Below are 24,582 nucleotides of genomic sequence, written 5' to 3'. Positions count from 1 at the left end.
GCAATAAATAGATCGTCTTCTAAATGTCATCTAAAATCATGGAGGAATCGTAATGGAAAAAGACGTATTATGTGAGTCAGTTAAAAAATTAGACTCCTCCATACGTTTTGTGGGACTGATTAATGACAAGGGTCACTTGGAAGCGGGCGGAATGACTCAGGGAAAAAACACTCTTGAAGACACCAAAAAAGACGAGATGCTCTACATGGAGCTTGCATTACGAGTCAGAATGCGCCAAGAGTTTGACCAAGAACTAGGTCCTGTGAGATTTGCCATGTCGTATAGGGATAAGGTGATCGTAATGAGTTTTCCAATTAATAAAGAAATTCTACTTATTTCTGCAGAAAAAGATCTAAATTTTGCTAAATTTCCATTTAATGCTCTTAAAATAATAGAGCAATACCGAAAGTGAAAACATCAGATTAGTTTAAGATACGAATCACTGCACAATCATACCGTGGAAAATAAACTGATCATCCTCATGTCAATGATTATGCTTACCGGATTGTTTGGAAAAATTTACGCGGATGTTATGATCCCAGAGGATCAAATTCTGGGATACTATGATTCTGAGGGAATTTACACCATTGTGGGCGTAGTAAAAAACACTGAAAAATATGCCATATTACCAGTGATTCATTTGACTATACTTGATAATGGCAAAGAGATCTCAATTAGTCAAAGCCTCCCAACGGTTTTTCCAAATAAGGACATTCCATTTAAAATCAAATCTTCTGAAATAACTGCAATCGATGCATCAATTACGAATTTTGATGTAACGTTCAGTCAAGTTTTCGATAAACTTGAATCAAAAGTAGAAGTAGTCTACGATAGAACCCTGAAAAAACACGCAGATGGTCACCTAACTGGAAAAATAATCAATAAAGGAAATCAAACTCAATATGATGTCAAAATTTACGCCACAATTCATGGAGAGAATAATTCATTCATTGATACTGCAAAAAACCTTGAAAGAATCGACAAAATAGACCCTGGACAAATTATTGACTTTACAATGTATCCTGATTCTATTGTTGCGCAAGACATTCATTATTATAGCTGTTTTGCAATAGGCGATGAAACAATTATTCCATTATATGCAGTCAGAAATGGTGAAAAATTTAATTTTCGTTATGACTCCACTGCCTCGTTTTCAGTGGATGGGGGATTTGATGAAACAGGTACTGTACTCTCACTTACAGGCGTGAACTCTTTTAAGTTCCCGACATATGTGAATTTTGAATTTCCAAAAACTTCGGACAATGAAAAATTTAAGGTTGTCGTTAACGGCAAAGTCGTTCAGTTCCTTCAGAGTATAGATGAAGAAGGTAGTTGGCATGTCGTGTTTGATGTATCTGGCTCTACACAGAACAAGATTGTGATTTCAGGCTTTGAGAAACCAGGTTCAACCCACACGTCAACAAATCCGGTAACTGTAGAATCCAGCGAACCTGTAGATGAGGTACAAGACATGCAAGCCGAATCTCTGGATGGAGCTGATTACTCTGTCTGGTATTATATCGCTCCTATCATTATTGCAGGCGTGATCGGAATTACTGTTTTTTCAATTAGAAAAGCAAAATCTAAAGTCTAGCTTTTTGGCAGTATTATTACTATCTACCTGATTTGCCCATCGTTTCAATTATGTTGTTGAATAATTTACCAAAAAAATAATTTCAAGCTTATCTATATTACACACAATAACAGAATTAATTTTTGGGAAATATTTTATGAGATAATCCGAAGTTTGTACTCTATTCATAACTTTCTTTAGAATAGTGAGTAACTAATGAATTGTAACTTCAATGGAGGTAATTTTATGTTATTTAGAACAGTTTCAATTTACTGACATATTTTCATGCTTTTCTTCAATTAATCCAAGCCGGTCTAGTAATCTCTTTTCAAGTTTATTTTTAGAATTCTTTGTAACCGATGGTATAATTGACTATGATTGTTAATTGAGTGCGTATGTCATGAGTGATTTACGATGTTTGCTCTCCGATATGCAATAGCTGGTCTAGTTTTATCGTCCGTCTTGCTCTTTTACTATCCTTAAGTTTACCCAGTTCTTAGTAGTGTTTTAATTATTTGCATACTTTGAGCCTATTTACAAAAATGGTTCTGAAGAACCAAGGGGATATCATTTGGTATGGCAAGGGAAAATTATGGGATAATTCAACAAACCTAAACAAACCAAAAACAAATCGGTTAGTATTCATGTGTATGTCTAAATCACTCAGACAACAATAATTACTCCATGCATTTTGGCAGTTTACCGTCATGTTTTTCTTGATACTCTTTTAGGAGTTGAGAGCCAATCCGTTCATGATTTGATACGATAGAATATTTGAATCGTTTTGCTTCTTTGGTGCATGAATTATTCAGTGATTCTGAAATTGATTGTCTGAGGTTTTTCGTATTCCCAACGTACAAAATCTTCATTGCCGCATGCATCATGTAGACGCCACCCTCTTCTGGAATCTTTGATATTTGCTCCAAGTTGTAATCCAGCCATTCTGACCATGCAATTTCAGTCATACTAGAATTACTCTGCTGCCTTGTTTTGAATGTTATTTGTCTAGCAATCCCTTCAGTCCGACACAACGATTCCTAATTGTTACCTCGGTTACTCCTGCGGCCACCGATATGTCCTTTTGCGATCTAATCTCACCATTGGATACGCATGCCAAATACAGTGCAGCTGCTGCAAGCCCCATTGGGTCCTTTCCCGCAACCATTCCGATTACTTTGGCTTTCTTAAGTATCTCCATTGCCTTTCTTTTGGTCTTTTCAGAAAGATTTGCCATGCTTGCAATTCGTGCTATCCCCTTTATTGGGTCTGCTACTGGCATTTTGAGATCTAACTCTTTGTATATGAGTCTGTAGCATCTTGCTACATTTTTTCGCCTGATGTTGATACTCTCTGCAATGTCATCCAGAGTTCTCACCGTCTCTGTATTTCTGCATGCTGCATAAAGGCACGCGGCAATCAAACCATGAATGGATCTGCCTCTGACGAGCTTTTTCTCCATTGCCTTTCTGTAGATGTATGCTGCTTTTTCAATTACTGCGTCTGCAAGACCTAATTTGTCTTTCATTTTTTCAAGTTCGTTTAGTGCCTGTCTTAGATTCCTATCTGCAGATGTATGTGCCTGGGTTCTACTGTCCCATGTTCGTAATCGCTCAATAGAATTTTTCATCGCCGCCGATAACGGTTTTCCAGTGGCATCCTTGTCAGCACTTCCTATCACGGTGGATAATCCCATATCGTGCATTGTGAGTGACGTGGCGGCACCTACTCGACTTTTATCTGAACCATCATTTGAAAACGATCTCCATTCTGGCCCAGCCTCCTCAATTTTTTCCGCAGCTACATAACCGCAATTTCTGCAATAAATTTCACCATTTACCGCATCAACTTGTATGGTGTTCTTTCCACATGATGGGCATCTTGATTGTGAGGTTGTCATCAGTCTATAAATAGTCATTTTAAGTTATTATGGGTTCTGCACAATTTCGATGATTATTTGTGTGTAGGTAAAGCTAAGTCTCATTCTATGGCGGTAGAACTTATTTTTGGGATTTTTGTCTGGAGTGGTCTTTTAGCTTATCTGCGAGTTCTCTAAATATCTCATTTACGCTAACGTCTATCAGGTTAATAGTTGCATTATCTTTTATGATCCGCCTTTCATATTTTTCTTTGAGCGCAAACATTACTGATGACCAATGCAATACTCCTTTGATCTTTTCTTCCACTATGATATTTGCGTCTGGAAAATTAAATGACTGAAATACCACACCGTTTGTCCAGTTTATGGCTGGTATTGCACCACCTGCGGTTTTACTACTAAATGCGATCTGAGTCATCCAGTCTTCAAAATTATACTCGATGACTTCGTGTATTACGAGCTTTTTCCATGGTTCTATTGAAATCTCCAAGATACTGTGGCTTTGAATGTCGGAATTATATAACTTTCAAAAGACTCGCGGACAAACCTATTGAATGATAATGTGACTATCTGTCAGTTTTGAACAGACAAGATCGGCCATTTTATTCTAGAATCGATACTCGGTGATAAATGAACCCAGTGGTAATCACAAAAATTTTAGGCTTTTTGGCCATGACGAAATCTATATCCAAGTATGCTTCGGATTACTCCAAACACGACCAGTTCCGTTGAAACACTTTCTGCAAAGCCGGATATTGACATAGTTAGATATATCCTGAATTAAACAGATATGGAACATGTGTATAGTTCGCATACCTTTTCAAATCGACGCAATGCTGAGCTATCTAACCGATAAAATCTCTTAGAGTCAACTTGGATAGAAAATAAGAAGAACTGTTCACATGAAATATCTGCCTGAGAAAATAAGTCAAGACACTGATCTTATCGTGAAAAAACCGTCATACAGCTACTCAAAGAACTACGCTAGGAGATTAGGTGAGAAGACAATACGCATACTTGGGTTTCATCGATGGATACATGATGCTATCTGTATTGTCGGTGTGTCCTAGGCCAATGGAATGTCCTAGTTCATGTCTCATTATCTTCTCAACAGTTGCTACATCATACAGCTGAAATCTGCCATCGCAATTGTAATCACCTAGAGCGACTTCTACAACTCCTTTTCCTATATGTGCATGTCCTAGTACTCCCTCACCGAGCTTTCTTACTGTCCAAGTGACCCAGACGTTTGCATCTGATTTGGTCTCTGTGTAGGAGAATTTTACGACTGCTTGTCCCTGAGTTGAATTGAAGATATGACTTTCCCAGAACTTGGTTGACTGCGTTAATGTACTCACATGATCTAATGGCAGACCTGCAGGTTGTTTGTTTACAAAAATCTTATAGTTTAGCACGTACATGTTATTCTCTCTTGTTATAACGGGATTTGGAAATCCTGAAGATCCCGCCTTTATCTGTTGTTCAAAATTCCACTTTTCATAATCTCGTAAGAATTTTTTAATCACATCAAAACTTGGGTTTGGATATTCGATATATCGCTTGTCTTTTTTCACTTTGGAAGAGATACTGTTTACGTATGATTCAAATGTTTTTTGATCTGGGGCTGTGCTCCAATTCTTTGGCTTAACCGTTGGGTGATATGGATATTTTTTAATTACTTTGTCTGCAAATTCTTTATAGTTTTTTGCTACCGTGTTGTTTGGATATATCTGATATGCTTGATCAAAGTAGATTTTCGCTTCTTTATACTCACCATAGTTGCCAAAGCCTACTCCGAGTCCAAGTAGTGCTGTGACGTCATTGTTATTTTTTTTGTAAACTTTGTAAAAATCTGACATTGATTTTTGATGTAATCCTAGATTGCTTTGTGCAACTCCTTTCCTTTTTAGTACTTCTGTATGATCAGGATAATTTTTGAGAATTTTATCATATAGTTCGATTGCATCTTTGTATTGGCCTTTCAGAAAGTGTTTTGTGGCTTCTTTGTATGCAATGTTTGACTGTTTTACTATTTCATCTGCGAAAATCGGTTCAATTTGAATGATTATTATCGTAAACACTACAAAAATCATAATAACAAAATATTTCATATGATGAATATGGAGGGGCCTGGTAATAATCTGAACGAACTAAAGATACGAATCCAAAAGTTACATCAAGAACTCAATTTGCTTGGCGAACCAAATTTACCTCTTGAACAAATGATAAGTGCAACCAATATTCTGCGACAAAATGAGTATCTTATAAAATCGAATGAAAAAAGGACTGATCTAATTGCAGCCTACATGGAATATACTAAACAACTAGATCAAATAGTAAACTCCTTGTTCTCAATTCAATCTGATCTCAAGGATTTGATAAAAACACAAGCATCCCTAATTCAATCTGAAAAACCAAAGAAAATAACAAAAAAACGCAAAAAAGTTTAACTCACTTTCGATGTGATATGTCGCCAGACGTGATTCTGGTTGATTTTGAACCATGACGCACAATTAGACTGCCGTCTTTGTCCAATCCTATTGCTTTACCCGATATTTTAATACCTAGATCCGTAACCGTGATTTTTTGTCCAATAGTCGAAGATTTTTCTGTCCATTGCTCTATTATTTCATATGTTTTATTTGCATGCAACAATTCTAGTGCTGCTTCAAGCTCAAAGAGAAATTCTTTGACTAGGCCTGCTGGTTTCACATTTTTCTTTTTAACTAAAGTAGTTACTCCATAAAAGTTACTATTTGTTTTTATCTTATTCTCAATTTGTTTTACATTTACGTGAAAGTTAATTCCAACACCGACTGTGACACTTTCTATTTTTGTTGATTCAATTGACGCATCAATTATTATCCCAGCAACTTTTTTCCCGTCCAATGTAACATCGTTTGGCCATTTCAACTTGGTTTTTATCCCAAGTGTTTTGTCAATGGCATTTGCAAGTGCTATTGCTACTGCAAATGGGATCAATGTTATTTTGTATATGTCAAATTTTGTCTCCAAAATGATTGACATCCAAATTCCTCCTTTCGGAGAAATCCACCTTCTACCTTGTCTGCCCTTTGCAAGTGTCTGCGACTCTGCTATTATGACTGAGCCAAAACTTGACTTGTCTTTTGCAATATTTGTAGCTATACGCTGGGTAGAATCAATGACATCATAATAGTAGACTCTTTTTCCAAGTTGTTTTGTCTTTATTCCATCCGTTATTTCCCATGGAAGTAAAAGGCTGGTTGTGTCGATTAGGCGATATCCGAGGTTTTGTTTTGACTCTATCTTGTATCCAAGTGATTGTATTTTTTTGATGTGTTTCCAAATTGCCACTCTGCTTATCTTAAGGACTTCGCTTAGGTCTTCTCCTGAGAGATATTCTAGGCGATGAGCCTTGAGGAATTGTAAAACCTTGACCAATCCTTGATTTTCATCTGAAGTGTATAGCAATAATGACTTAATTATAACGTGGTTGATTTAAGATTTCTAAAAACCGATATCTATGTCAAAGCCACCGTCTCCGCCGCCCATATCGCCGCCTGCATCTCCTCCCGCATCTGCCCCTGTATCTGACATTTGGTTTTCGGCACCTGGCGGAACTTGGTCTGCTGGAACATAGCTAGACATCGATGCTCCAATCATAGAGAACATCATCGAGAACATCATCATATTCATTATTCCGAAGAACATCATCATAGCAAAGTCGGACTTGTTAGAGCCCATGAATTCCTCCATCTTCTTTTTGTCACCAAGCTTGTATAGTTGGACCATCTGGTTCCATTTTTGTTCCATTTCGTAGATTCGTTGTTGGAGTTCATTATTTCCCTTGTCTGTGATGTTTAACTCAATTTTTTCTCCACCGAGAAATCCCTTCTTTTTATCTATTTTGATAAATCCTCGCTCTTCAAGTTTTTCAAGTATTTGATTTAATTCTTCAGGTGAAATACCGGTCTTGGCACGTATTTTGTCAAATTTTTTAGCGCCATTTTTTATTGCGCCTAATACGATAATATCTTTTGGCTCTTCTTCCATAATGAAAATTATTGTATAGCCTATATAATTTTTCAAAATAGATTATAATCCCTTTTAAGTAAGCGTATCATGGAGCGAGATCCGCACACTGATGATCAAATACGAAGTATTCTATCATTAAAAAAAGTCGCAGTAGTTGGTATGTCTAAAAATGAAGGAAAAGCGGCAAACTATGTTCCAAAGTACCTGATTTCACAAGGATATGACATTGTACCAATTAACCCGACCACAGATTGCATCCTTGACCGAAAATGCCATGCTAATCTATCTGAAATAACCGAACCAATTGACATTATAGATGTGTTTAGACCATCTGATCAGATCTTACCTGTAGTACAAGAAGCAATCAAAATAAAGCCAAAAGTAATCTGGCTTCAAGAAGGAATTCATAATGAAGAAGCAGAAGATCTTGCTAGAAAAGCGGGAATCCAAGTTGTTTTTAATAGATGCATGTTGGCAGAACATCAGCGGTTGTTCTAATGGCCAAATTTGATGATTTCTATAATGAACTTTTAGCACTGGTAAAATCTTACACTGATAATGAAACGATGATCAAAGTTGAGTCAGATCTAGAATCACAAATAATTCAAATTTTTGGAGAAGGTGTATCTTCTCTTGGCAGAGCAAAAAATGGCCTTGCAAACGTATCAGAACTTGCCTTTACCACGGCAGAACACCATCCATACTGGAGTTTGCTGTATAATGCATGTCAGATAGCAAAAATTACTCTGGACAAATGGGAATCTGATTTAACACATGAGGAAATAGATGAAATAGTTTGGTCGTTAGACGAACTCAAAAACACCTGTCAAAAAATACTGGCGAACCCACACAATGATCATACTCACTAGTCAGAGATAAATAGCATGAAAAGCGCATTTTATTATGCCAATAAAAATAGGAATCATCGGCAAAACAAATACTGGCAAAACTACATTTTTCAATTCCGCAACACTTTCAACTGCAGAAATCTCTACATATCCGTTTACTACAAAGAAACCTGAAACTGCAACCGCAAATGCAATCACACTTTGTGTTCATCCGGAGTTTAATGTGCTTGATAATCCGAAAAATTCTAGGTGCATTGATGGTTGGCGGTATATTCCAATTGAGCTTATTGATCTTCCCGGATTAATCAAGGATGCATGGCAAGGAAAAGGACTTGGCAACCAATTTCTATCTGTAGCAGCGCAATCTGATGCATTACTGCATGTTGTAGACGTGTCAGGTGGTATTGACTCGTCTGGGAAAATTGCGGAAGCGGGAGCCGGAGATCCAATCTCTGATTTTGCAGACATAGAGGAAGAACTGATAATGTGGTATCTCAAGATTCTGGAGGGAAACCGCGACAAAGTTTCAAAGACAATACATTCTGGTATGGACAAGATAGTGGCAATTGCCGATTTATACCGAGGGATAGGCGTTAGCAATTCTCATGTAAAAGAGGCATTACATTCTGCTGGGATAGCTGATAAGGAATTTGATGACATCGGCTTTCAAGAATCCAAAAAATTTGCAACGGTGTTACGTAAAATCTCTAAACCCACTCTAATTGTGGCAAACAAAATTGATGTTGACGGTGCAGATAAGAATTTTGCAAGACTTCGAGAGCGATATATTGACACCATAGTGGTGCCTGCAAGTGCAGACAGTGAACTATCACTACGACGTGCAGAACAAAAAGGCCTCATAAAATATTCACCTGGATCTGAACAATTTGATATCATGAAGCCAAATGATCTATCTCAAAAGCAAAAAGGAGCACTTGACTTTATCACCAAAGAAATCATGGGAGAATACATGCGAACTGGAGTCCAATTCGCAATTAACGTTACCGTCTTTAAGCTCCTCAAAATGAATGCGATATATCCAGTAGCAGATGAAGAAAAACTAGCCGACAAGAAAGGAAATGTCTTACCTGATTTGATTTTATTAAAAGACGGTGCAACTGTGGCTGATCTGGCAAAGGAAATACACACCAGTCTTACAAAGGGGTTGTTGTATGCAAAAGATATCCGCTATAATCTAAGATTGCCCATAAATTATCAGCTTCGAGATAGGGACGTAATATCACTGGTTTCAGCATCTACTAGCAAAAAACCACATTAGGTATCTGCCAAGATTTTTTCTTTTTTCATCCAGACTGTCTTGTTTTTGTGATCTAGCAGAACAATGTTCAGTGCTGAGATCTGGTCACGGATTTTATCTGCATCTTGGTATTTTTTTTGTACGCGAAACATATCTCGTTGTTTGATGAGGTCTGTGATTGATTGTTTTTCTTGTTCTGTGACCTTTTGTACTTGCAATCCTAAAACGTTAGACATGTATTCAAATTCTGGTAATGCAATTTTGGAAATAGATCTTGTCATGGATTCGGAGGCCGCAAATCTGTTGATTCCTTTGATTAATTTGAAAAATGCATTTGTCGCAAGCGCGGTGTTAAAATCCGAATCAAGTGCGGAGTCAAACTCTGTTCTGCACTCTGATAATATATTTTTCATCTCGTCTATTGGACCTATATCATCTGACATGATCATCTCATAATATGCTGTTTCTACCTGTCTCCATTTTATGAGATTCTCTTTTAACAAATCTTCTGAGTAATCAATTGCCTTAGAATAATGACCTGAGAGACAAAAGAGCCGAATGACATTTGGACCCCAGTTGTCTAAAACATGTCTAACTGATTTAATGTTTCCAAGCGACTTCGACATTTTTTCACCATTTATTGTAACCATGCCCACATGCATCCACAACTTGGCGAGTGGTTTTTTAGTCACGGCTTCAGTCTGCGCTATTTCGTTTTCGTGGTGTGGAAAGATCAGATCACGTCCGCCACCATGAATCTCAAATTCTTCACCTAGGTATTTGAGACTCATCGCGGAGCATTCAATATGCCAGCCGGGCCTACCTTTGCCCCAAGGACTAGGCCAATTTGGCTCAGTTTCAGAAAACTTCCATAATGCAAAGTCTAGTGCGTCATTTTTCGTTTCATCAACTGCTATTCTAGCACCAGCTATGAGGTCCTCGGTTTTTCTCTTTGAAAGCTTACCGTATTCTGAGAATTTTGATACTGAATAGTAAACACCATTTAATGACAAATATGCGTATCCTGATTTGATCAAATCCTTGATCAATTCTATTATTTCTGAGATGTGTTCTGTCGCTTTTGGGTGGGCAGTGGCACGCCTAATATTCAATCTATCAAAATCCTCAAAATAATGATTGATGTACCTCTTACTGATCTCAAGTGGATGAACACATTCAGTATTTGCTCTGTTGATTATTTTGTCATCAACATCAGTGAAGTTCTGTACGAAGTTTACTTTGCTTCCCTTTGCTTCCAGAAATCTTCGCAACACATCAAAGATTATTATGGTTCTCGCATGGCCTATGTGGGATTCATCGTATACTGTAACTCCGCACAAATAAATTCTGATGTCGTCTGATGTAATTTCTTGTTCTTTTGTGCTTAATGTGTCGTAGATTTTCAACTGGCTTTCATCATAATCTACTTGGCGCTGTCCTTTTATGTTCACTGTTTTTGTACAATTGTTGTATTTTTTCGATTTTATCTGGATTGATGTTAGTTTCTTGGTAAATTTTGTCTGCTGACATCTTCTTATCCATCATACAATACAAAACGCAATCAATTTCTTCGTATGGTATACCTATCTCATTTTCTGCTAAATGTTCTGGCCAAAGATGCGGACTACTTTTTTTTGCTATTATTGATTCCTTCACCTGCAAGTGTTTTGCAAGCTGACGTACCTGTGTTTTGTATAGTGACACTATTGGCAATAGATCAGCTGCCCCGTCACCAAACTTTGTGAAATAACCAATGAGAAACTCTGACTTGTCGCTAGAACCCAAAACAAAATGGTTTTTCAGGTTTGCATAATAATATAAGAGATTAGCACGAATTCTTGCTCGAAGATTTCCAAGCGCCCTTTGATCAGGTTCCAGAATATTTGCACATTGTGAGTGAATCATGCTGATATCAATTAGTTTGTAATCGAGACCTAGTTTATCTACGGTGTATAACGCATCCTCCGTTTCTTCTTTTGGCGAAATCTTGCTGTCTGGCATTATGAGTGCAAGTGAATTTTCCTTAAATGATTTTGCACAAATATGCGCAATTACTGCAGAGTCTATCCCACCTGATAATCCGAAAACAAATCCTCCTGAATTCACAACATACTTTCTGAGAAATGATTCGATGTTGTTCTGGATTTGGGTGTAATTTTGAGCGATGACTTCTTTTAGAATCTTGTCCAATAATCTGGCATTGAATTATTGATTAAAAATCGTATCTAGACTTCCATGTAAATGCCGTCGTTTCTGGACTCTACCTTGTATGTCTGGAGCTTTACGCCTTTTAGGTAGTCCAAAAGCTCCCCCGTCTTTATATCATAATGCCAAAAATGAAGTGGGCATTCTACCACACAACCATTGAGTTTTCCTGGCACAATGGAGCCATCCTGATGTACACATAATGCATCAATTCCATGATAGCCATCTTGGTTGAAAATGGCAATTCTTTTCTCGCCTATTCTAACTTCGATTCCTTTTCCTTTTTCGATCGAGTCTTTTTCCGCTACTTTTTGCCAGACCATTGAATTGCAACAAGTCCTGTTGGTTATTTACTTTATTGATCCAACAAAGATTTTTTAGTATATGGAATAGGGTACGAATGTTGAGTAAAGTAAAAGATGAAAGCTTAGCCGAGCAGGGCAAGATGTCTTATGAATGGGCACGAAACCATATGCCGATTTTGGATAAAACCATCAACAGATTAAAGAAGTCTCAACCATTCAGAGGACTAACACTGGGTTTTTGTCTCCACATCACAAAAGAAACATCTGTTCTTTTGATTGGTGCCAAAGAACTTGGGGCAGACGTGGCTGTGTGCGCTGGTAATCCTCTTACTACACAAGATGATGTCGCTGCATTTTTGGCATCAGAAGGAATCCATACTTATGCTTGGAATGATGAAACTAACGAAGAGTATGACTGGTGTATTGATCAAGTACTCAATCACAAACCGACTATCATAACCGATGATGGCGCAGACATGAATGTCAAATTACATTTTGATAAAAAATACAAAAAAATGCAAATTCTTGGTGCAACAGAAGAAACGACCGCTGGAGTAAATAGAATCAAGGCAATGGAAAAAAAAGGCAAACTTCGATATCCTGTCATAGTAGTAAACGAAGCATACACAAAACACATGTTCGATAATAGGTACGGTACGGGTCAGTCAACAATAGATGGATTCTTACGCGCAATGAATCTACTATTTGCTTCAAAGAGGGTAGTCATTGCTGGCTATGGTTGGGTGGGTCGTGGCGTTGCGGAAAGAACTCGTGGAATGGGCTGTAAGGTGATAGTGACTGAGATAGATCCAGTAAAGGCTTTGGAAGCACACATGGACGGATTTGAAGTAATGAATATGGTGGAGGCTGCAAAAATCGGCGATATTTTTATCACGTGCACTGGCATGCGAGATATCTTAACTAAAGAACACATTTTGAAAATGAAGGATGGTGCAGTTATGGGCAATGTGGGGCATTTTGATGTAGAAATTGATTCTGACTATTTACTAAATCAGTCTAAATCTGTGCGCGAAGTCCGACCAAACCTAGATGAGTGCGTTTTACAAAATGGCAAAAAGGTTTACCTTGTAGGAAAAGGAAGACTGGCAAACCTGGTTGCCGCAGAAGGCCATCCACCAGAGGTGATGGCACAATCATTTTCAAATCAAATAATGTCCATTCTATATATTAGTAAAAATCACAAAAAGATTGGCAAAAAAGTGATCACAGTGCCGCTAGAAATCGATACTCAAGTTGCTGAAGATGCACTGGCAGCGTTTGATGTCAAAATTGATCGTCTTACCAAGAAACAAATCGCGTATCGAGAGAACTGGTAACAAACCTTCTTAAATAATACGAACAAAATTCTTCCACATGAACCCTCGTGCAATCATTACTAGTGCCTTACCATATGCTAATGGCGAAATCCATCTGGGACACGTAGCGTCAACATACCTACCTGCAGATGTAACTACTAGATTTTTAAAGCAAAATGGTGTAGAGGCGTATTACATATGTGCATCAGATGATTTTGGAACACCAATTTTGATTGCGGCGGAAAAAGAAAAGAAAACTACTCAAGAATATGTCGCACATTGGAATAAGCGAGACTATGAGGATTTTTCTGCATTTGATATAGGATTTGATTTGTTCTATCGTACTAGTTCCCCAGAGAACATTGAATTTGTTAGGCATGTATTTGATAAGCTAAAAAAGAATGGGCACATTTACGAGTCAGAAATCATACAGTTTTACTGCAAAAATGATAAAAAATTCCTCCCAGATCGATATGTCATTGGAATTTGCCCACATTGTCAGGCTCCTGATCAATACTCGGATTTGTGCGAAAAATGTGGGCGTGTTCCAGAAGAAATAGGAAATCCAAAATGTGCCATTTGTGGCGCAACTCCAACCAAAGAAAAGACGACACATTACTTCTTTAGGCTGAAAAATTTCGGTGTACCGTTGTTAAAGTGGTTAGAAGAAAATCAAAACTTACAAAAAGATGTTAAAAAATATGTCCAAAACTGGATCACATCTGGACTAGTAGACTGGGATATCACCCGTGATATATCGTGGGGCGTCCCCATACCAAGTGATGAATCAAAGGTGTTTTATGGGTGGTTTGACAATCATCTGGCATACATTTCCTCTGCAATAAAATTCCTAAATGACAAAGGACTGGATGGAAAAGAATTTTGGAACTCTGCTGATATCTACCACTTTATTGGTAAAGACATTGTATATCATCACTATTTGTTTTTACCAGCGATGCGGCTTGGGATTGACTCAGAGTACAAACTGCCTGACTATATTCCTACCAGAGGGCATCTTACATTACAATCAAAGAAAATCTCAAAGAGTAGAAATTGGTACATTGGATTAAAAGAGTTCTTGGAATTTTATCCAGCTGACTATTTACGATATTACCTAGTTTCAATCAACCCATACTCTCAGGATGATCTTAACTTTGATTGGGATGATTTTATGACTCGAATTAACTCTGAGCTGATCGGCAATCTTGGCAATCTGGTTAATCGTGCACTTGGGTTTACTAAAAAAACATTCGATGGTGTGATTCCAGCACCTGGTGCATATGATGACAAAGACAAGGAGGCAGAATCGAAAATCCGCACACTAGCATCTGAATTATCTGGATTAATGCAACAGAATCATCTTGACAGGGCTATGAAGAAAATCATGGAGTTTTCTGCATATTTTAACCAGTATTTCCAGCACAAGGAACCATGGAAAAAAGGACCTGGAACAGAAACGTGCGTATTTTTGGCTGCAAATGCAGTATATTCTATATCAATAGCACTAAATTCGTTTTTGCCAAAATCCTCACAAAAAATATGGGAACAACTAGGCATGTCTGGCAATATTTCTACAAAACCTTGGAAGTCAATTTCCGAGTTGGAGTTAAAATCTGGTCACAAACTAGGGGAAATCTCGCCAATATTTGGCCGAGTGGAAGAAGCAGACATCAAAAAACGCAAAGAAAAATTTGAAACAAAATAAAAGAGTTCCTAGAATTTCTACTAGGGGATTTTATGATCTTTCTACTGGAAAAACAAAAAATAAAAGATCATACGATCTTTATCCAAAAAAATTCTTTGATAATTTGTATGATATTAGAGAAATAACAATAATGATTCATGGCTTGCGTAATAATAAATCCGGCGCACTTGTTAAATTCATGATTGCGCAATATAGATTACAACAACTTGGATACATGCACCCAGTAATTGGGTTTAGCTATGATTCTAACACTATTGGAGTTCAATACAAGTCTCATGAACAACATGCTACTGATGTTGGAATCATAATTGCAAAGAAAAATGGAAAAAACCTAGCAAATTTTCTAGTTGACATAAAAAGAAAATATCCAATGATAAAGATACGGCTGATCGGTCACTCCCTTGGCTCTCAAGTGATACTTTCTACACTTCAAAATCTGAAAAATAAACAGTTAGTAGAGGCAGTGTATATTTTTGGTGCGTCAATTCCATCTGATTCTGCAAACTTGAACAAATATGGTGCCATTATCAAAAAAACTATCCACCAGAAATTTGTCAATTATTATAGCCAGTTTGATAATGTCCTCAAGTATTCATTTGAGCAAGGGTTAATTCCAGAACCAATTGGATATTCTGGGGCCATTGGAAAAACTGTGGCTAAATATGCCCAAAAACATGTGCGCCCGGACAATCATAGATTTGCTAGCTATGCCAAAATTCTAAAGTCGTACCCATAATCTCTGAATATATTGAAGTGATTTTGTGTTGGTATGATGACAAACTCCGTCAATTTTGTAGTGTTGGGTGATCAGAGCATAGCCGCCAGTCTTGGGAAAAAAGGAACAGCCACGGATATGACTATGTATGACAAAAAAGAATCAGGAGTCATTCGTACCTATACTACACCTAGTGGATTTCCAGACAAAATACAACCCCTACTTCAAACAATAAATCTTGCAGAACATGTGATATTTCACATAAATAAGCTAGACAAATTTGCCGGTGAGCAGATTGTCGCATTGGATATGTTGCAGAAAAAATCTGGATTGCTCTCTTACACATATGATGTCGATGAAAACATGTTAAACACAATGATAAAAAATACCGTTTTGATTAATTATCCAAAAATCAAACAGGATAAAATTAAAGAAGAATCTGACAGGCTAACACAGATCTCACAAGATGGTAGTGCACGTGTCGTAATTGATCATTGCTTTGATGTTAAAGGTGTTGGAACCGTCATATTGGGAAAAGTGGAACGTGGAAAAATAAAACAATATGATACACTCAAACTCTTACCTGCCGGAATAGACGTCCTCATAAAATCAATACAAATGCATGATGATCCTGTAGACGAAGCTGTCTCTCCAGGGCGAGTAGGCTTAGCGGTAAAAGGAGTAACTCCTGATCAAGTTGGAAGGGGTGATATGCTCTGCGCTCCAGGACCCGAATTAGTATCAACTGAACTTGAATTAGAATTCACAAAGAGCCAATTTTACAAAGGCGATATAGCATCAAACCAGATGTGTCTTGTTAATATCGGCCTTCAAATCAAGCCTGCAAAGTTTGCCTCTATATCCCCACTAAAATTAACACTTGAAAAACCAGTAGTTCATAACAAAGGAGACATCTGTGTTATATTAAAGCCCGAATCTACCAGTATTAGATTACTTGGCAGCGGCAAAATCACATAGAAAATTAATTACCATACTGAACAATATTAGAACATGAAAGGCCTTCGGGCGTGCCCAATCTGTCCTTCATGTGGCTCCAAAAAATTTGAGCGGCTTGATGTGGATGATACAGTTCAAGTGAGATGTGTTACTTGCAATAAGGTACTGACCATATGATTTTGATGGTTTTTATTGTCTATATTTTGGAATTGTATTATGGCAAAGACTTGGAAAGATTCCGATATTAGTTTAGAACCTATTAAAAATCAAACAATCGCAGTAATTGGATATGGTATTCAGGGTGACGCGCAAGCAAAAAATCTCAAAGATTCCGGCCTCAAAGTTATAGTGGGACTAAAGGAGGGTAGCCCAACATGGAACATGGCAAAATCCGATGGCCATACCGTAATGTCTGTTGCAGAGGCCACAAAGCAAGGCGACATTGTTCATATCTTGCTTCCTGACATGATCCAATCCCAAGTTTATAGAGATGAAATCGGACCATACCTTTCTGCTGGAAAGGCATTATCATTTTCACACGCAGCTGCTATCCAGTGGAATTGGATCAAGGCGCCAGACAATGTTGATGTCATCATGATTGCACCAAAAGGACCTGGCTCAAAGGTTAGAGAGACCTACCTGGAAGGATTTGGAACACCTGCTATAGTTGCGGTATATCAGGATAAAACCGGTAAGGCATGGGACAGAGTTTTAGGAATTGGTAAGGGTATTGGCTCTGCACGTGCAGGTCTGATACAGACAACGTTCAAAGAAGAAGTTGAGACTGATTGGTTTGGCGAGCAGGCTGATCTTTGTGGCGGATGTGCGTCAATGGTAACAAACGCATTTGAGACGCTGGTTGAAGCAGGCTATCAACCTGAAATTGCATACTTTGAGGTATTGCACGAACTCAAACTAATTGTGGACATGATCCAGCGATATGGAATAAACGGAATGTGGAGACGTGTATCTGAGACTGCACGATATGGTGGTCTAACGCGAGGCCCAATGGTCATGGATAAGCAAAACAAGGCAAACATGAAAAAAGTACTAGACATGATCCAAGACGGTACGTTCAATGAAGAATGGATTTCTGAATATCGCAAAAATGGTAAAAACGCATTTGACCGCTATATGAAACAGCTTGAGTCACACCAAATAGAACAGGTTGGCAGACAAATGCGTAAAATGATGTGGCCAGATTCTAAAGAATAATCAGATTTTTCTTAGCTTCACGACACCAGAATTGATGTGCTCTATTATTGCTGATAGTGGAGATCCTGGACCAAACACCTTGGAGACTCCTGATTTTTCCAAACCACTCTTGTCTTCTTCTGGTATTACTCCTCCACCTACTACTAGAACATCCCTGAGTCCTTTTTTGTGCAATTCTCTTACTACTCTTGGAAACAGTGTATTGTGAGCGCCGTTTAGAAGGCTCAGTGCAACTGCATCCACATCTTCATCCTCAGCTATTTGCGCTACGCGCTCTGGTGTGGCAAACAAACCTGAATAAATTACTTCCATGCCTGCATCTCTGAACGCTCTACACAAAACTAGGGCGCCTCTATCATGTCCATCGAGGCCTAGCTTTGCGACAAGGATCTTGATTCGACGAGTGGCAAGCTTTTGCTTCATCTGAGAGTATTTGATCGGACTGTATTTTAAAACTTTACAGTTTTTTGCCCTGCGTGATATCCTGCAATCTGGCAAGCTTGACAAGACTTGAACCCTAATTATTTCAAGATCCGATATTATTTCCCTAGTGAAAATCTAGTAATAATTTCTACAGACATGATGAATTTTGTATATTCTTATTTTTTGTGTCTTTTCCATCAAGTTATACAAAATGCATGATCTATTGTAATAATAGATAAAATGAACGTGCTAAATCTTGAGATATGCACAAGTTAATTTTGATCGCTATGAACGCTAATGTACATAAAGCCATTTGGGACACACATCACTGTGCAAGTAATTCCTGTACACTATGAGCTTACATTTGAACCAATTTTTTCAAATTTCACCTTTGAAGGAAAAGAGACAATAAATGTCAAAATAACAAAGCCAACTAGCACAATTATTCTGAATTCATCCGAGCTAACAATAAAAAAATGCACCGTTGAATCAGCAGGAAAATCATATGTTGGACAAACAACCCTTGATGAGAAAAATGAAACACTGATAATAAAAATACCTGGCAAAATCAACAAAACCGCATTAATTCACATCGAGTATAGTGGAATTCTAAATGATAGGCTGGTTGGATTTTACCGCAGCCAATACAAGGACAAATCTGGCAAGACAAAATACATGGCAACCACTCAATTTGAGGCAGCTGATGCAAGGCGTGCATTTCCCTGCTGGGATGAGCCTGCAGCAAAGGCCACATTTGGTATTTCGATAATCACTGAATCAAGTCATACTGCAATATCAAATACAAATCAAATCCTGCGAAAAAAACTGGGTAAAAAAACACTATACAAATTTGCAAAAACGCCGATAATGTCAACGTATCTGGTATATCTTGGTGTTGGAGAGTTTGAATTTCTGAGTACAACATCTGGTAAAGTTTCAATGAGAATTGTCGCAACCAAGGGAAACAGCAAAAAGGGAAAATTTGCACTGGACTTGTGCAAAAAGCTTGTAAAATCATACGAGGACTATTTTGGAATAAAGTACCCACTACCAAAACTAGACCTTATTGCGGTTCCTGACTTTGCATCCGGCGCAATGGAAAACTGGGGTGCAATCACATTCAGAGAGACAATACTGCTATTTGATGAAAAAACCTCATCTACGCAAACAAAACAATACATCGCGGAGGTAGTATCACATGAGCTGGCACACATGTGGTTTGGCAATCTGGTAACAATGGAGTGGTGGAATGATCTGTGGCTTAACGAATCATTTGCCACGTTTATGGCAACAAAATTTGTTGACAAGTTCTATCCAGAGTGGAAACTCTGGGACCAATTTCTAGAAGATACTATGAATACTGCGATGAGCCTTGATGCATTGCATTCATCACATCCAATTGACGTCAAGGTAAATTCGCCATCCGAAATCAGGGAGATCTTTGACGCAATATCCTATGACAAGGGCGGCTGTGTTCTAAAAATGCTAGAAAGTTTTGTCTCCGAGAAAAACTTTAGGGCAGGACTACAGAAATATCTCAAAAAATTCTCCTACAAAAATGCAGAAGGAAATGATCTGTGGGATGAGATTGGAAGGGCGGCAAAAATGCCGGTCCGCTCTATGATCAATTCTTGGCTAAAGCAGACAGGATTTCCACTAGTGGATGTTCAAAAACAAGGCTCGCATCTGATATTGTCGCAAAAGCGATTCATTTTAGAGAAAAATGGCACCGCAAAAGGACTATGGGAAATCCCAGTCGTGGTCAACGATAATGGTAAAGTTACAAGCAAAATACTGAAGAAAAAGCAACAAACCGTTCCGGTAAAATCCGAGCAAACCCTGGTAAATCCCGGTAGAAATGGTTTCTATCGAGTAAAATACTCGCCGGACATAATGTCTGAGCTAAAGGAAATGATTTTACAAAAATCAATATCTCACATTGATAGATGGGCAATTCAAAACGATCTGTTTGCATTGTGCGTGTCTGGCGATGGCAGGACTCGCGACTATCTTGATTTTGCCTCGTCATATGAAAACGAAGATGACTATCTAACACAATCCAATGTGTCTGGAAATCTGTATGCGTTATATCACAGGACAACAGGTGAAGCATACAATTCTGAAATCCAAAAAGTAGCACACCGATATCTCAGAAAGATGTTTGACTCACTTGGATGGGATGCACTCCCTGACGAGCCACACACCAACGCACTTTTGCGTGGCTTTGTAATTGCTGCCTTGGGAAAAATGGATGATGATGAAATATTATGCGAGGCAAACAATCGATTCAAGGAATATCTGCAAAAACCAGAGTCGTTAAATCCCGATATTCAGGATGCGGTATTCTCACTTGCCGCATGGAGTGGCGCTATCTCTTATGATAAGTTGCTACAATTGTACAAAAAGGCGCCATCCCAGGAGCAAAAAATAAGATTTCTTGGAGCATTATCTAGCTTCAAAGATCCGAAATTACTGCTTAAAACACTGGATCTTTCGCAGTCAAAGGATGTCCGCTCTCAAAACATGCACATTCCAATAATGCGCATTTCTGCAAATCATCATGGCAAAAAAATACTTTGGCCATGGCTAAAAAAGAACTGGAAAAAACTCCGAGTCAAAGTAGGAGTCGGCAGCCCGCTACTAAACAGAGTGGTCACTAGCATTTCAGCAGTGGCAGACGAATCCATGCAAGGTGAAATAAAACAATTCTTCAAGAAAAACCACACTCCTGGAACGGAGATGACACTGTCGCAAACATTGGAGCGAATTCGAATTCACTCTCAATTCCTCAGACAATTACGCGCAGAGTTTGCCTGATGAATAAAAAAATCATTTTGGCATCAATTGCGACAATAATTGCATTTGGGATTGGTATTTCAATATCTCAAAGCAACTCTGTACACGAAAAATACCAAGACCTACTATATCTAGATGGAACATTCTATCCAGAAAAAAAACTAGTGGAAATCACATTTGCCGACAAGACCCAAAAAACTACTAGTGTTGTGATGGAAATATTGGGAATGGAAAAATCATTCCAGAGAACGTTTGATGGGTACTCTTTTACCATCACAGTACCATTTGAGGAAGAACCGCAATATGGTTGGAAAGTGGTTCCGATCACACTGGTTGTGAATCATCCTGAATTTGGCAAGGTTGGCGTCAAAACCGACATACATGACGTAGGCAAGTCAAGCGGTACAATCTTTACCCAACTCTAGTACAACAAGAATTTATTGTAGATGCCAAAAACTAGTTTGTTTGTTACTTGCTGATTTAAAGAAGGCAAAGCGTGGAGCAATTGCAAAGGCAATCTCTATTGTTGAAAATGATGAGCAAGAAGCACGCAAGCTAATCAAATTGATATTCAAGACATCTGGCAAATCCGTCATAATTGGAATTACCGGCCCTGCAGGCGCAGGCAAAAGCTCACTAATTAACAAGACCTCAGTTGCACTCAAAAAACTTGGGCTCAAACCAGCAGTTCTTGCAATTGACCCGACAAGTCATGTCACAGGGGGTGCAATTTTGGGCGACCGTGTGAGGATGACGGAATCTACCGACTCTGGTACATACATCAGAAGTATTGCGTCGCGTGGCGCGACCGGTGCTGTATCACGCTCCATTAGAAACAGCATTCGTGTACTGGAATATGCTGGCTTTAATCCAATTATAATAGAAAGCGTCGGTGCCGGTCAGACAGAAGTAGAGATATCAAACATTGCAGACATTACCGTTGTAGTGTTTAATCCGCATACTGGCGATAGCATACAGACTATCAAAGCAGGCCTTACAGAAATTGGTGATATCTATCTCGTAAACAAATCTGATCTAGATGGCGCAACCCAACTATTCGAATCCGTCAAGGAATTCATTGGTATGACTGAACGAAACCCAGTGATACTTCAGACTTCGATTACGAAAAACAAGGGAATTGACGAATTTGCAAAAAAACTCAAGGAACTGATGGCACAAAAGCAAAAAACCAAAAAGGAACACGACGCGGGACGACTAGCAATTGAGCTAAAAGATATTGTTTTAAATAATGTTAGACTCAAAATCGATACATTGTTGGAATCTGACAAAAACTATTCCAAATACCTAAAAAAACTCCAATCAAAGGAGATGGATCCATTTGAGGCAGCGGACAAAATATCTGAGAGGATAATCAAGTGATATTATGGCACAGAAAGAAGAACAAAAACCAAAAAAAATTCTAACCGATTCTAATTTCCCAGTATCCCGTGTATATCGTGAAACAAAAAAGAAAGCAAAAGAAGAGCCCGGCAAGTATCCTTTCACCCGTGGAATCCATGCAGAAATGTACCGAGAGAGATTCTGGACAATGCGTCAGTATTCTGGATTTGGTGATGCCAAGCAGACCAATGAACGCTTTAAATTCATGCTAGAAAAGGGCCAGACCGGCCTGTCCATGGCATTTGATCTTCCAACACAGATAGGCCACGACGCCGATGCTCCGCAGGCAGAAGGCGAAGTAGGAAAGGTAGGTGTCTCAATATCATCACTCAAAGACATGTTTACAGCTTTTGATGGCATTCCACTTGGAAAGGTGAGCTCCTCTATGACGATTAATTCTACTGCATCTACGTTATTGGCATATTACATTGCGGTTGGTGAATCACAGGGATTTGCCAGCACGGAATTGCGTGGCACAACACAAAATGACATTCTAAAAGAATACATTGCAAGAAACACGTACATCTATCCACCACAACCATCCATGAGACTAATTGGTGATATGATTGGATATTGCGCAAAGCATGTACCACAATGGTATCCTGTCTCAATTTCCGGCTATCACATGAGAGAAGCTGGTTCTACTGCCACACAAGAAGTAGCATTTACGTTGGCAAATGCAATTGCATACATTCAGACCTGCCTTGACAGGGGACTCAAAATAGATGACTTTGCTCCAAGACTATCGTTCTTTTTCTGCTGTACAATAGAATTTTTTGAAGAGATTGCCAAGTTCCGAGTCGCAAGAAAAATCTATGCGGAGATTCTCAAAGAAAAATTCCACGCAAAGGATCCAAAATCACTACAACTAAAATTCCACACACAAACAAGCGGAGAATCGCTTACTGCGCAGCAACCAGACAACAACATTGTTAGGGTGGCAATACAAACAATGGCTGCAGTTCTTGGAGGAACACAGTCGCTTCACACTAACTCACGTGATGAGGCATTGGCATTGCCAACTGCCGAGTCTGCAAAAATAGCACTACGAACACAACAGATTGTTGCTCATGAATCGGGCATTACCAAGACAGTAGACCCATTGGCTGGCTCATATTATCTGGAATATCTATGCGATGAGATAGAGGATGGCGTGCGCAAATACCTCAAGCAAATTGAGAAAATGGGTGGCGCGCTAAAAGCAATAGAAAAAGGATTCTTCCAATCCGAAATAAGACAAAATGCGTACAGGCTCAAAAAAGAAGTTGACTCTACCGAGCGAGTCCTAGTTGGAGTAAACAAGTTCTCTGATGAAAAAGAGTCAAAGCATGAACTACTTCGAATAGACGATACTGTAGAGAAAAAACAAAGAACGGCACTCAAAAAACTACGATCTGAGCGAGACGGCAAAAAAGTCCAATATGCACTATCAAAGATGCAGTCTGCTGCGGAAAAGGAAGAAAACCTCATGCCGTTTATTCTCGATGCTGTCAAAGTTTATGCTACTACTGGCGAGATTAGCAACACATTCCGTCAAGTATTTGGCGAATACCGACCAAAGGAAGTGTTCTAGATGAAAATAGACCACATTGCAATTGCTGTTAATGACGTAATGGTTGCGGCAAAACAATACCAAGATGCGCTTGGCGTTGAAAAAATTGTATACGAAACAGTAGAATCCGAAGGAGTCAAACTGGCTATCATAAAACTGGAAAATGGTAGAATTGAGCTGATGCAGCCAACGCGCGATGACAGTCCAATTAAGAAATTCCTAGAGAAAAAAGGTGAAGGTCTGCATCACATGGCGCTCGCAACAGAAGACATTGAGTCTGAATACCAAAGAATGGAAGGATGTGGAATCCAATTCTTGGGCAAAATAAGGCCTGGCTCTGAGGGAACAAAGATCACATTCATTCATCCAAAATCCCTAAGCGGAGTACTCACTGAACTCTGCTCCCATCCAAAGCACTAG

Annotated in this window: 25 protein-coding genes; 15 read left to right on the top strand and 10 right to left on the bottom strand. The window is 38.6% G+C overall.

Annotated features, from left to right (window positions below; all coding sequences use genetic code 11):
- Positions 1-52: 52 nt before the first annotated feature.
- Together FJ354_00470 and FJ354_00465 are read left to right on the top strand one after the other, a co-directional pair.
- Positions 53-412: a hypothetical protein gene (locus FJ354_00470; GenBank protein MBM3905147.1), complete on the top strand. Its 360-nt coding sequence runs from the start codon at positions 53-55 to the stop codon at positions 410-412.
- 45 nt (positions 413-457) lie between these two features.
- Positions 458-1,594, top strand: coding sequence for a peptidase (locus FJ354_00465; protein ID MBM3905146.1), 1,137 nt, complete (start codon positions 458-460; stop codon positions 1,592-1,594).
- A 656-nt stretch (positions 1,595-2,250) separates the two neighbouring features.
- Here FJ354_00465 and FJ354_00460 read toward each other — a convergent pair.
- The 6 genes from FJ354_00460 to FJ354_00435 all read right to left on the bottom strand — a co-directional run bounded on the left by FJ354_00460 (position 2,251) and on the right by FJ354_00435 (position 7,484).
- The gene (locus tag FJ354_00460; GenBank protein ID MBM3905145.1) at positions 2,251-2,538 is read right to left on the bottom strand and encodes a hypothetical protein; all 288 of its coding nucleotides are present in this window, start codon (positions 2,536-2,538) and stop codon (positions 2,251-2,253) included.
- 32 nt (positions 2,539-2,570) lie between these two features.
- Positions 2,571-3,470, bottom strand: a complete 900-nt coding sequence (gene tfb / locus FJ354_00455; GenBank protein ID MBM3905144.1) for a transcription initiation factor IIB — start codon at positions 3,468-3,470, stop codon at positions 2,571-2,573.
- 100 nt (positions 3,471-3,570) lie between these two features.
- A complete protein-coding gene (locus FJ354_00450) occupies positions 3,571-3,939 on the bottom strand; it encodes a hypothetical protein (GenBank protein ID MBM3905143.1) in 369 nt (122 codons plus the stop codon).
- Between the two features lie 502 nt (positions 3,940-4,441).
- Complete coding sequence (locus tag FJ354_00445) at positions 4,442-5,560, bottom strand: tetratricopeptide repeat protein (GenBank protein ID MBM3905142.1); 1,119 nt, start codon at positions 5,558-5,560, stop codon at positions 4,442-4,444.
- Between the two features lie 340 nt (positions 5,561-5,900).
- Entirely contained in the window at positions 5,901-6,902 is a 1,002-nt protein-coding gene (locus FJ354_00440; GenBank protein ID MBM3905141.1) for a biotin--[acetyl-CoA-carboxylase] ligase, read from the bottom strand.
- A 36-nt stretch (positions 6,903-6,938) separates the two neighbouring features.
- Positions 6,939-7,484, bottom strand: coding sequence for a hypothetical protein (locus tag FJ354_00435; GenBank protein MBM3905140.1), 546 nt, complete (start codon positions 7,482-7,484; stop codon positions 6,939-6,941).
- Between the two features lie 69 nt (positions 7,485-7,553).
- Here FJ354_00435 and FJ354_00430 point away from each other — a divergent pair, with 69 nt between their 5' ends.
- The 3 genes from FJ354_00430 to ychF are packed head-to-tail and all read left to right on the top strand — an operon-like array spanning position 7,554 to position 9,593.
- Entirely contained in the window at positions 7,554-7,964 is a 411-nt protein-coding gene (locus tag FJ354_00430) for a CoA-binding protein (protein ID MBM3905139.1), read from the top strand.
- Complete coding sequence (locus tag FJ354_00425; protein MBM3905138.1) at positions 7,964-8,335, top strand: hypothetical protein; 372 nt, start codon at positions 7,964-7,966, stop codon at positions 8,333-8,335. The genes FJ354_00430 and FJ354_00425 overlap by 1 nt, the downstream gene beginning before the upstream one ends.
- A 34-nt stretch (positions 8,336-8,369) precedes the next feature.
- The gene (gene ychF, locus FJ354_00420; GenBank protein ID MBM3905137.1) at positions 8,370-9,593 is read left to right on the top strand and encodes a redox-regulated ATPase YchF; all 1,224 of its coding nucleotides are present in this window, start codon (positions 8,370-8,372) and stop codon (positions 9,591-9,593) included.
- Here the strand turns inward: ychF and FJ354_00415 are convergent.
- Genes FJ354_00415 through FJ354_00405 form a run of 3 tightly spaced genes read right to left on the bottom strand, consistent with a single transcriptional unit; the run spans position 9,590 to position 12,100 of the window.
- Positions 9,590-10,978: a cysteine--tRNA ligase gene (locus FJ354_00415; GenBank protein MBM3905136.1), complete on the bottom strand. Its 1,389-nt coding sequence runs from the start codon at positions 10,976-10,978 to the stop codon at positions 9,590-9,592. The two genes, ychF and FJ354_00415, sit on opposite strands and share 4 nt — an antisense overlap.
- A 10-nt stretch (positions 10,979-10,988) precedes the next feature.
- Positions 10,989-11,762 (bottom strand): NAD+ synthase, encoded by a 774-nt coding sequence (locus FJ354_00410; GenBank protein MBM3905135.1) that lies wholly within the window; start codon positions 11,760-11,762, stop codon positions 10,989-10,991.
- Between the two features lie 35 nt (positions 11,763-11,797).
- Complete coding sequence (locus tag FJ354_00405; protein ID MBM3905134.1) at positions 11,798-12,100, bottom strand: Rieske 2Fe-2S domain-containing protein; 303 nt, start codon at positions 12,098-12,100, stop codon at positions 11,798-11,800.
- A gap of 80 nt (positions 12,101-12,180) precedes the next feature.
- Here FJ354_00405 and FJ354_00400 point away from each other — a divergent pair, with 80 nt between their 5' ends.
- The 5 genes from FJ354_00400 to ilvC all read left to right on the top strand — a co-directional run bounded on the left by FJ354_00400 (position 12,181) and on the right by ilvC (position 17,990).
- A complete protein-coding gene (locus FJ354_00400; GenBank protein ID MBM3905133.1) occupies positions 12,181-13,419 on the top strand; it encodes an adenosylhomocysteinase in 1,239 nt (412 codons plus the stop codon).
- A gap of 37 nt (positions 13,420-13,456) precedes the next feature.
- Complete coding sequence (metG, locus tag FJ354_00395) at positions 13,457-15,103, top strand: methionine--tRNA ligase (GenBank protein ID MBM3905132.1); 1,647 nt, start codon at positions 13,457-13,459, stop codon at positions 15,101-15,103.
- On the top strand, positions 15,090-15,839 hold the full coding sequence (locus FJ354_00390; GenBank protein ID MBM3905131.1) for a DUF726 domain-containing protein: 750 nt from the start codon (positions 15,090-15,092) through the stop codon (positions 15,837-15,839). The genes metG and FJ354_00390 overlap by 14 nt, the downstream gene beginning before the upstream one ends.
- Positions 15,840-15,875: 36 nt before the next feature.
- The gene (locus FJ354_00385; protein MBM3905130.1) at positions 15,876-16,796 is read left to right on the top strand and encodes an elongation factor Tu; all 921 of its coding nucleotides are present in this window, start codon (positions 15,876-15,878) and stop codon (positions 16,794-16,796) included.
- A 195-nt stretch (positions 16,797-16,991) separates the two neighbouring features.
- A complete protein-coding gene (gene ilvC, locus FJ354_00380; GenBank protein MBM3905129.1) occupies positions 16,992-17,990 on the top strand; it encodes a ketol-acid reductoisomerase in 999 nt (332 codons plus the stop codon).
- Here ilvC and FJ354_00375 read toward each other — a convergent pair whose 3' ends face one another.
- Positions 17,991-18,413 (bottom strand): cobalamin B12-binding domain-containing protein, encoded by a 423-nt coding sequence (locus tag FJ354_00375; protein ID MBM3905128.1) that lies wholly within the window; start codon positions 18,411-18,413, stop codon positions 17,991-17,993.
- A 330-nt stretch (positions 18,414-18,743) separates the two neighbouring features.
- Between FJ354_00375 and FJ354_00370 the strand changes: the two genes are divergently transcribed.
- Genes FJ354_00370 through mce form a run of 5 tightly spaced genes read left to right on the top strand, consistent with a single transcriptional unit; the run spans position 18,744 to position 24,582 of the window.
- On the top strand, positions 18,744-21,230 hold the full coding sequence (locus FJ354_00370) for a M1 family metallopeptidase (GenBank protein MBM3905127.1): 2,487 nt from the start codon (positions 18,744-18,746) through the stop codon (positions 21,228-21,230).
- The gene (locus FJ354_00365) at positions 21,230-21,634 is read left to right on the top strand and encodes a hypothetical protein (protein MBM3905126.1); all 405 of its coding nucleotides are present in this window, start codon (positions 21,230-21,232) and stop codon (positions 21,632-21,634) included. Before FJ354_00370 ends, FJ354_00365 begins: the two co-directional genes overlap by 1 nt.
- A gap of 10 nt (positions 21,635-21,644) precedes the next feature.
- Complete coding sequence (meaB, locus tag FJ354_00360) at positions 21,645-22,589, top strand: methylmalonyl Co-A mutase-associated GTPase MeaB (protein MBM3905125.1); 945 nt, start codon at positions 21,645-21,647, stop codon at positions 22,587-22,589.
- A gap of 4 nt (positions 22,590-22,593) precedes the next feature.
- Positions 22,594-24,183 carry a methylmalonyl-CoA mutase gene (locus FJ354_00355; GenBank protein MBM3905124.1) on the top strand — a complete coding sequence of 530 codons (1,590 nt, stop codon included), beginning with the start codon at positions 22,594-22,596 and terminating at the stop codon, positions 24,181-24,183.
- Positions 24,184-24,582 carry a methylmalonyl-CoA epimerase gene (gene mce, locus FJ354_00350; GenBank protein MBM3905123.1) on the top strand — a complete coding sequence of 133 codons (399 nt, stop codon included), beginning with the start codon at positions 24,184-24,186 and terminating at the stop codon, positions 24,580-24,582.

It is taken from the genome of Nitrososphaerota archaeon (assembly GCA_016872055.1).
GTDB lineage: Archaea > Thermoproteota > Nitrososphaeria > Nitrososphaerales > Nitrosopumilaceae > Nitrosotenuis.
Note: the sequence above shows the minus strand (reverse complement) of the source record. Positions and strands in the feature narration are given on the sequence as shown.

Excerpts from the sequence above, each read along its gene's own strand:
- FJ354_00470 (MBM3905147.1), top strand. The coding sequence starts at position 53 with ATGGAAAAAGACGTATTATGTGAGTCAGTTAAAAAATTAGACTCCTCC.
- FJ354_00460 (MBM3905145.1), bottom strand. The coding sequence starts at position 2,538 with ATGACTGAAATTGCATGGTCAGAATGGCTGGATTACAACTTGGAGCAA.
- tfb (MBM3905144.1), bottom strand. The coding sequence starts at position 3,470 with ATGACAACCTCACAATCAAGATGCCCATCATGTGGAAAGAACACCATA.
- FJ354_00445 (MBM3905142.1), bottom strand. The coding sequence starts at position 5,560 with ATGAAATATTTTGTTATTATGATTTTTGTAGTGTTTACGATAATAATC.
- FJ354_00435 (MBM3905140.1), bottom strand. The coding sequence starts at position 7,484 with ATGGAAGAAGAGCCAAAAGATATTATCGTATTAGGCGCAATAAAAAAT.
- FJ354_00430 (MBM3905139.1), top strand. The coding sequence starts at position 7,554 with ATGGAGCGAGATCCGCACACTGATGATCAAATACGAAGTATTCTATCA.
- FJ354_00425 (MBM3905138.1), top strand. The coding sequence starts at position 7,964 with ATGGCCAAATTTGATGATTTCTATAATGAACTTTTAGCACTGGTAAAA.
- ychF (MBM3905137.1), top strand. The coding sequence starts at position 8,370 with ATGCCAATAAAAATAGGAATCATCGGCAAAACAAATACTGGCAAAACT.
- FJ354_00405 (MBM3905134.1), bottom strand. The coding sequence starts at position 12,100 with ATGGTCTGGCAAAAAGTAGCGGAAAAAGACTCGATCGAAAAAGGAAAA.
- metG (MBM3905132.1), top strand. The coding sequence starts at position 13,457 with ATGAACCCTCGTGCAATCATTACTAGTGCCTTACCATATGCTAATGGC.
- FJ354_00385 (MBM3905130.1), top strand. The coding sequence starts at position 15,876 with ATGACAAACTCCGTCAATTTTGTAGTGTTGGGTGATCAGAGCATAGCC.
- ilvC (MBM3905129.1), top strand. The coding sequence starts at position 16,992 with ATGGCAAAGACTTGGAAAGATTCCGATATTAGTTTAGAACCTATTAAA.
- FJ354_00375 (MBM3905128.1), bottom strand. The coding sequence starts at position 18,413 with ATGAAGCAAAAGCTTGCCACTCGTCGAATCAAGATCCTTGTCGCAAAG.
- FJ354_00365 (MBM3905126.1), top strand. The coding sequence starts at position 21,230 with ATGAATAAAAAAATCATTTTGGCATCAATTGCGACAATAATTGCATTT.
- FJ354_00355 (MBM3905124.1), top strand. The coding sequence starts at position 22,594 with ATGGCACAGAAAGAAGAACAAAAACCAAAAAAAATTCTAACCGATTCT.
- mce (MBM3905123.1), top strand. The coding sequence starts at position 24,184 with ATGAAAATAGACCACATTGCAATTGCTGTTAATGACGTAATGGTTGCG.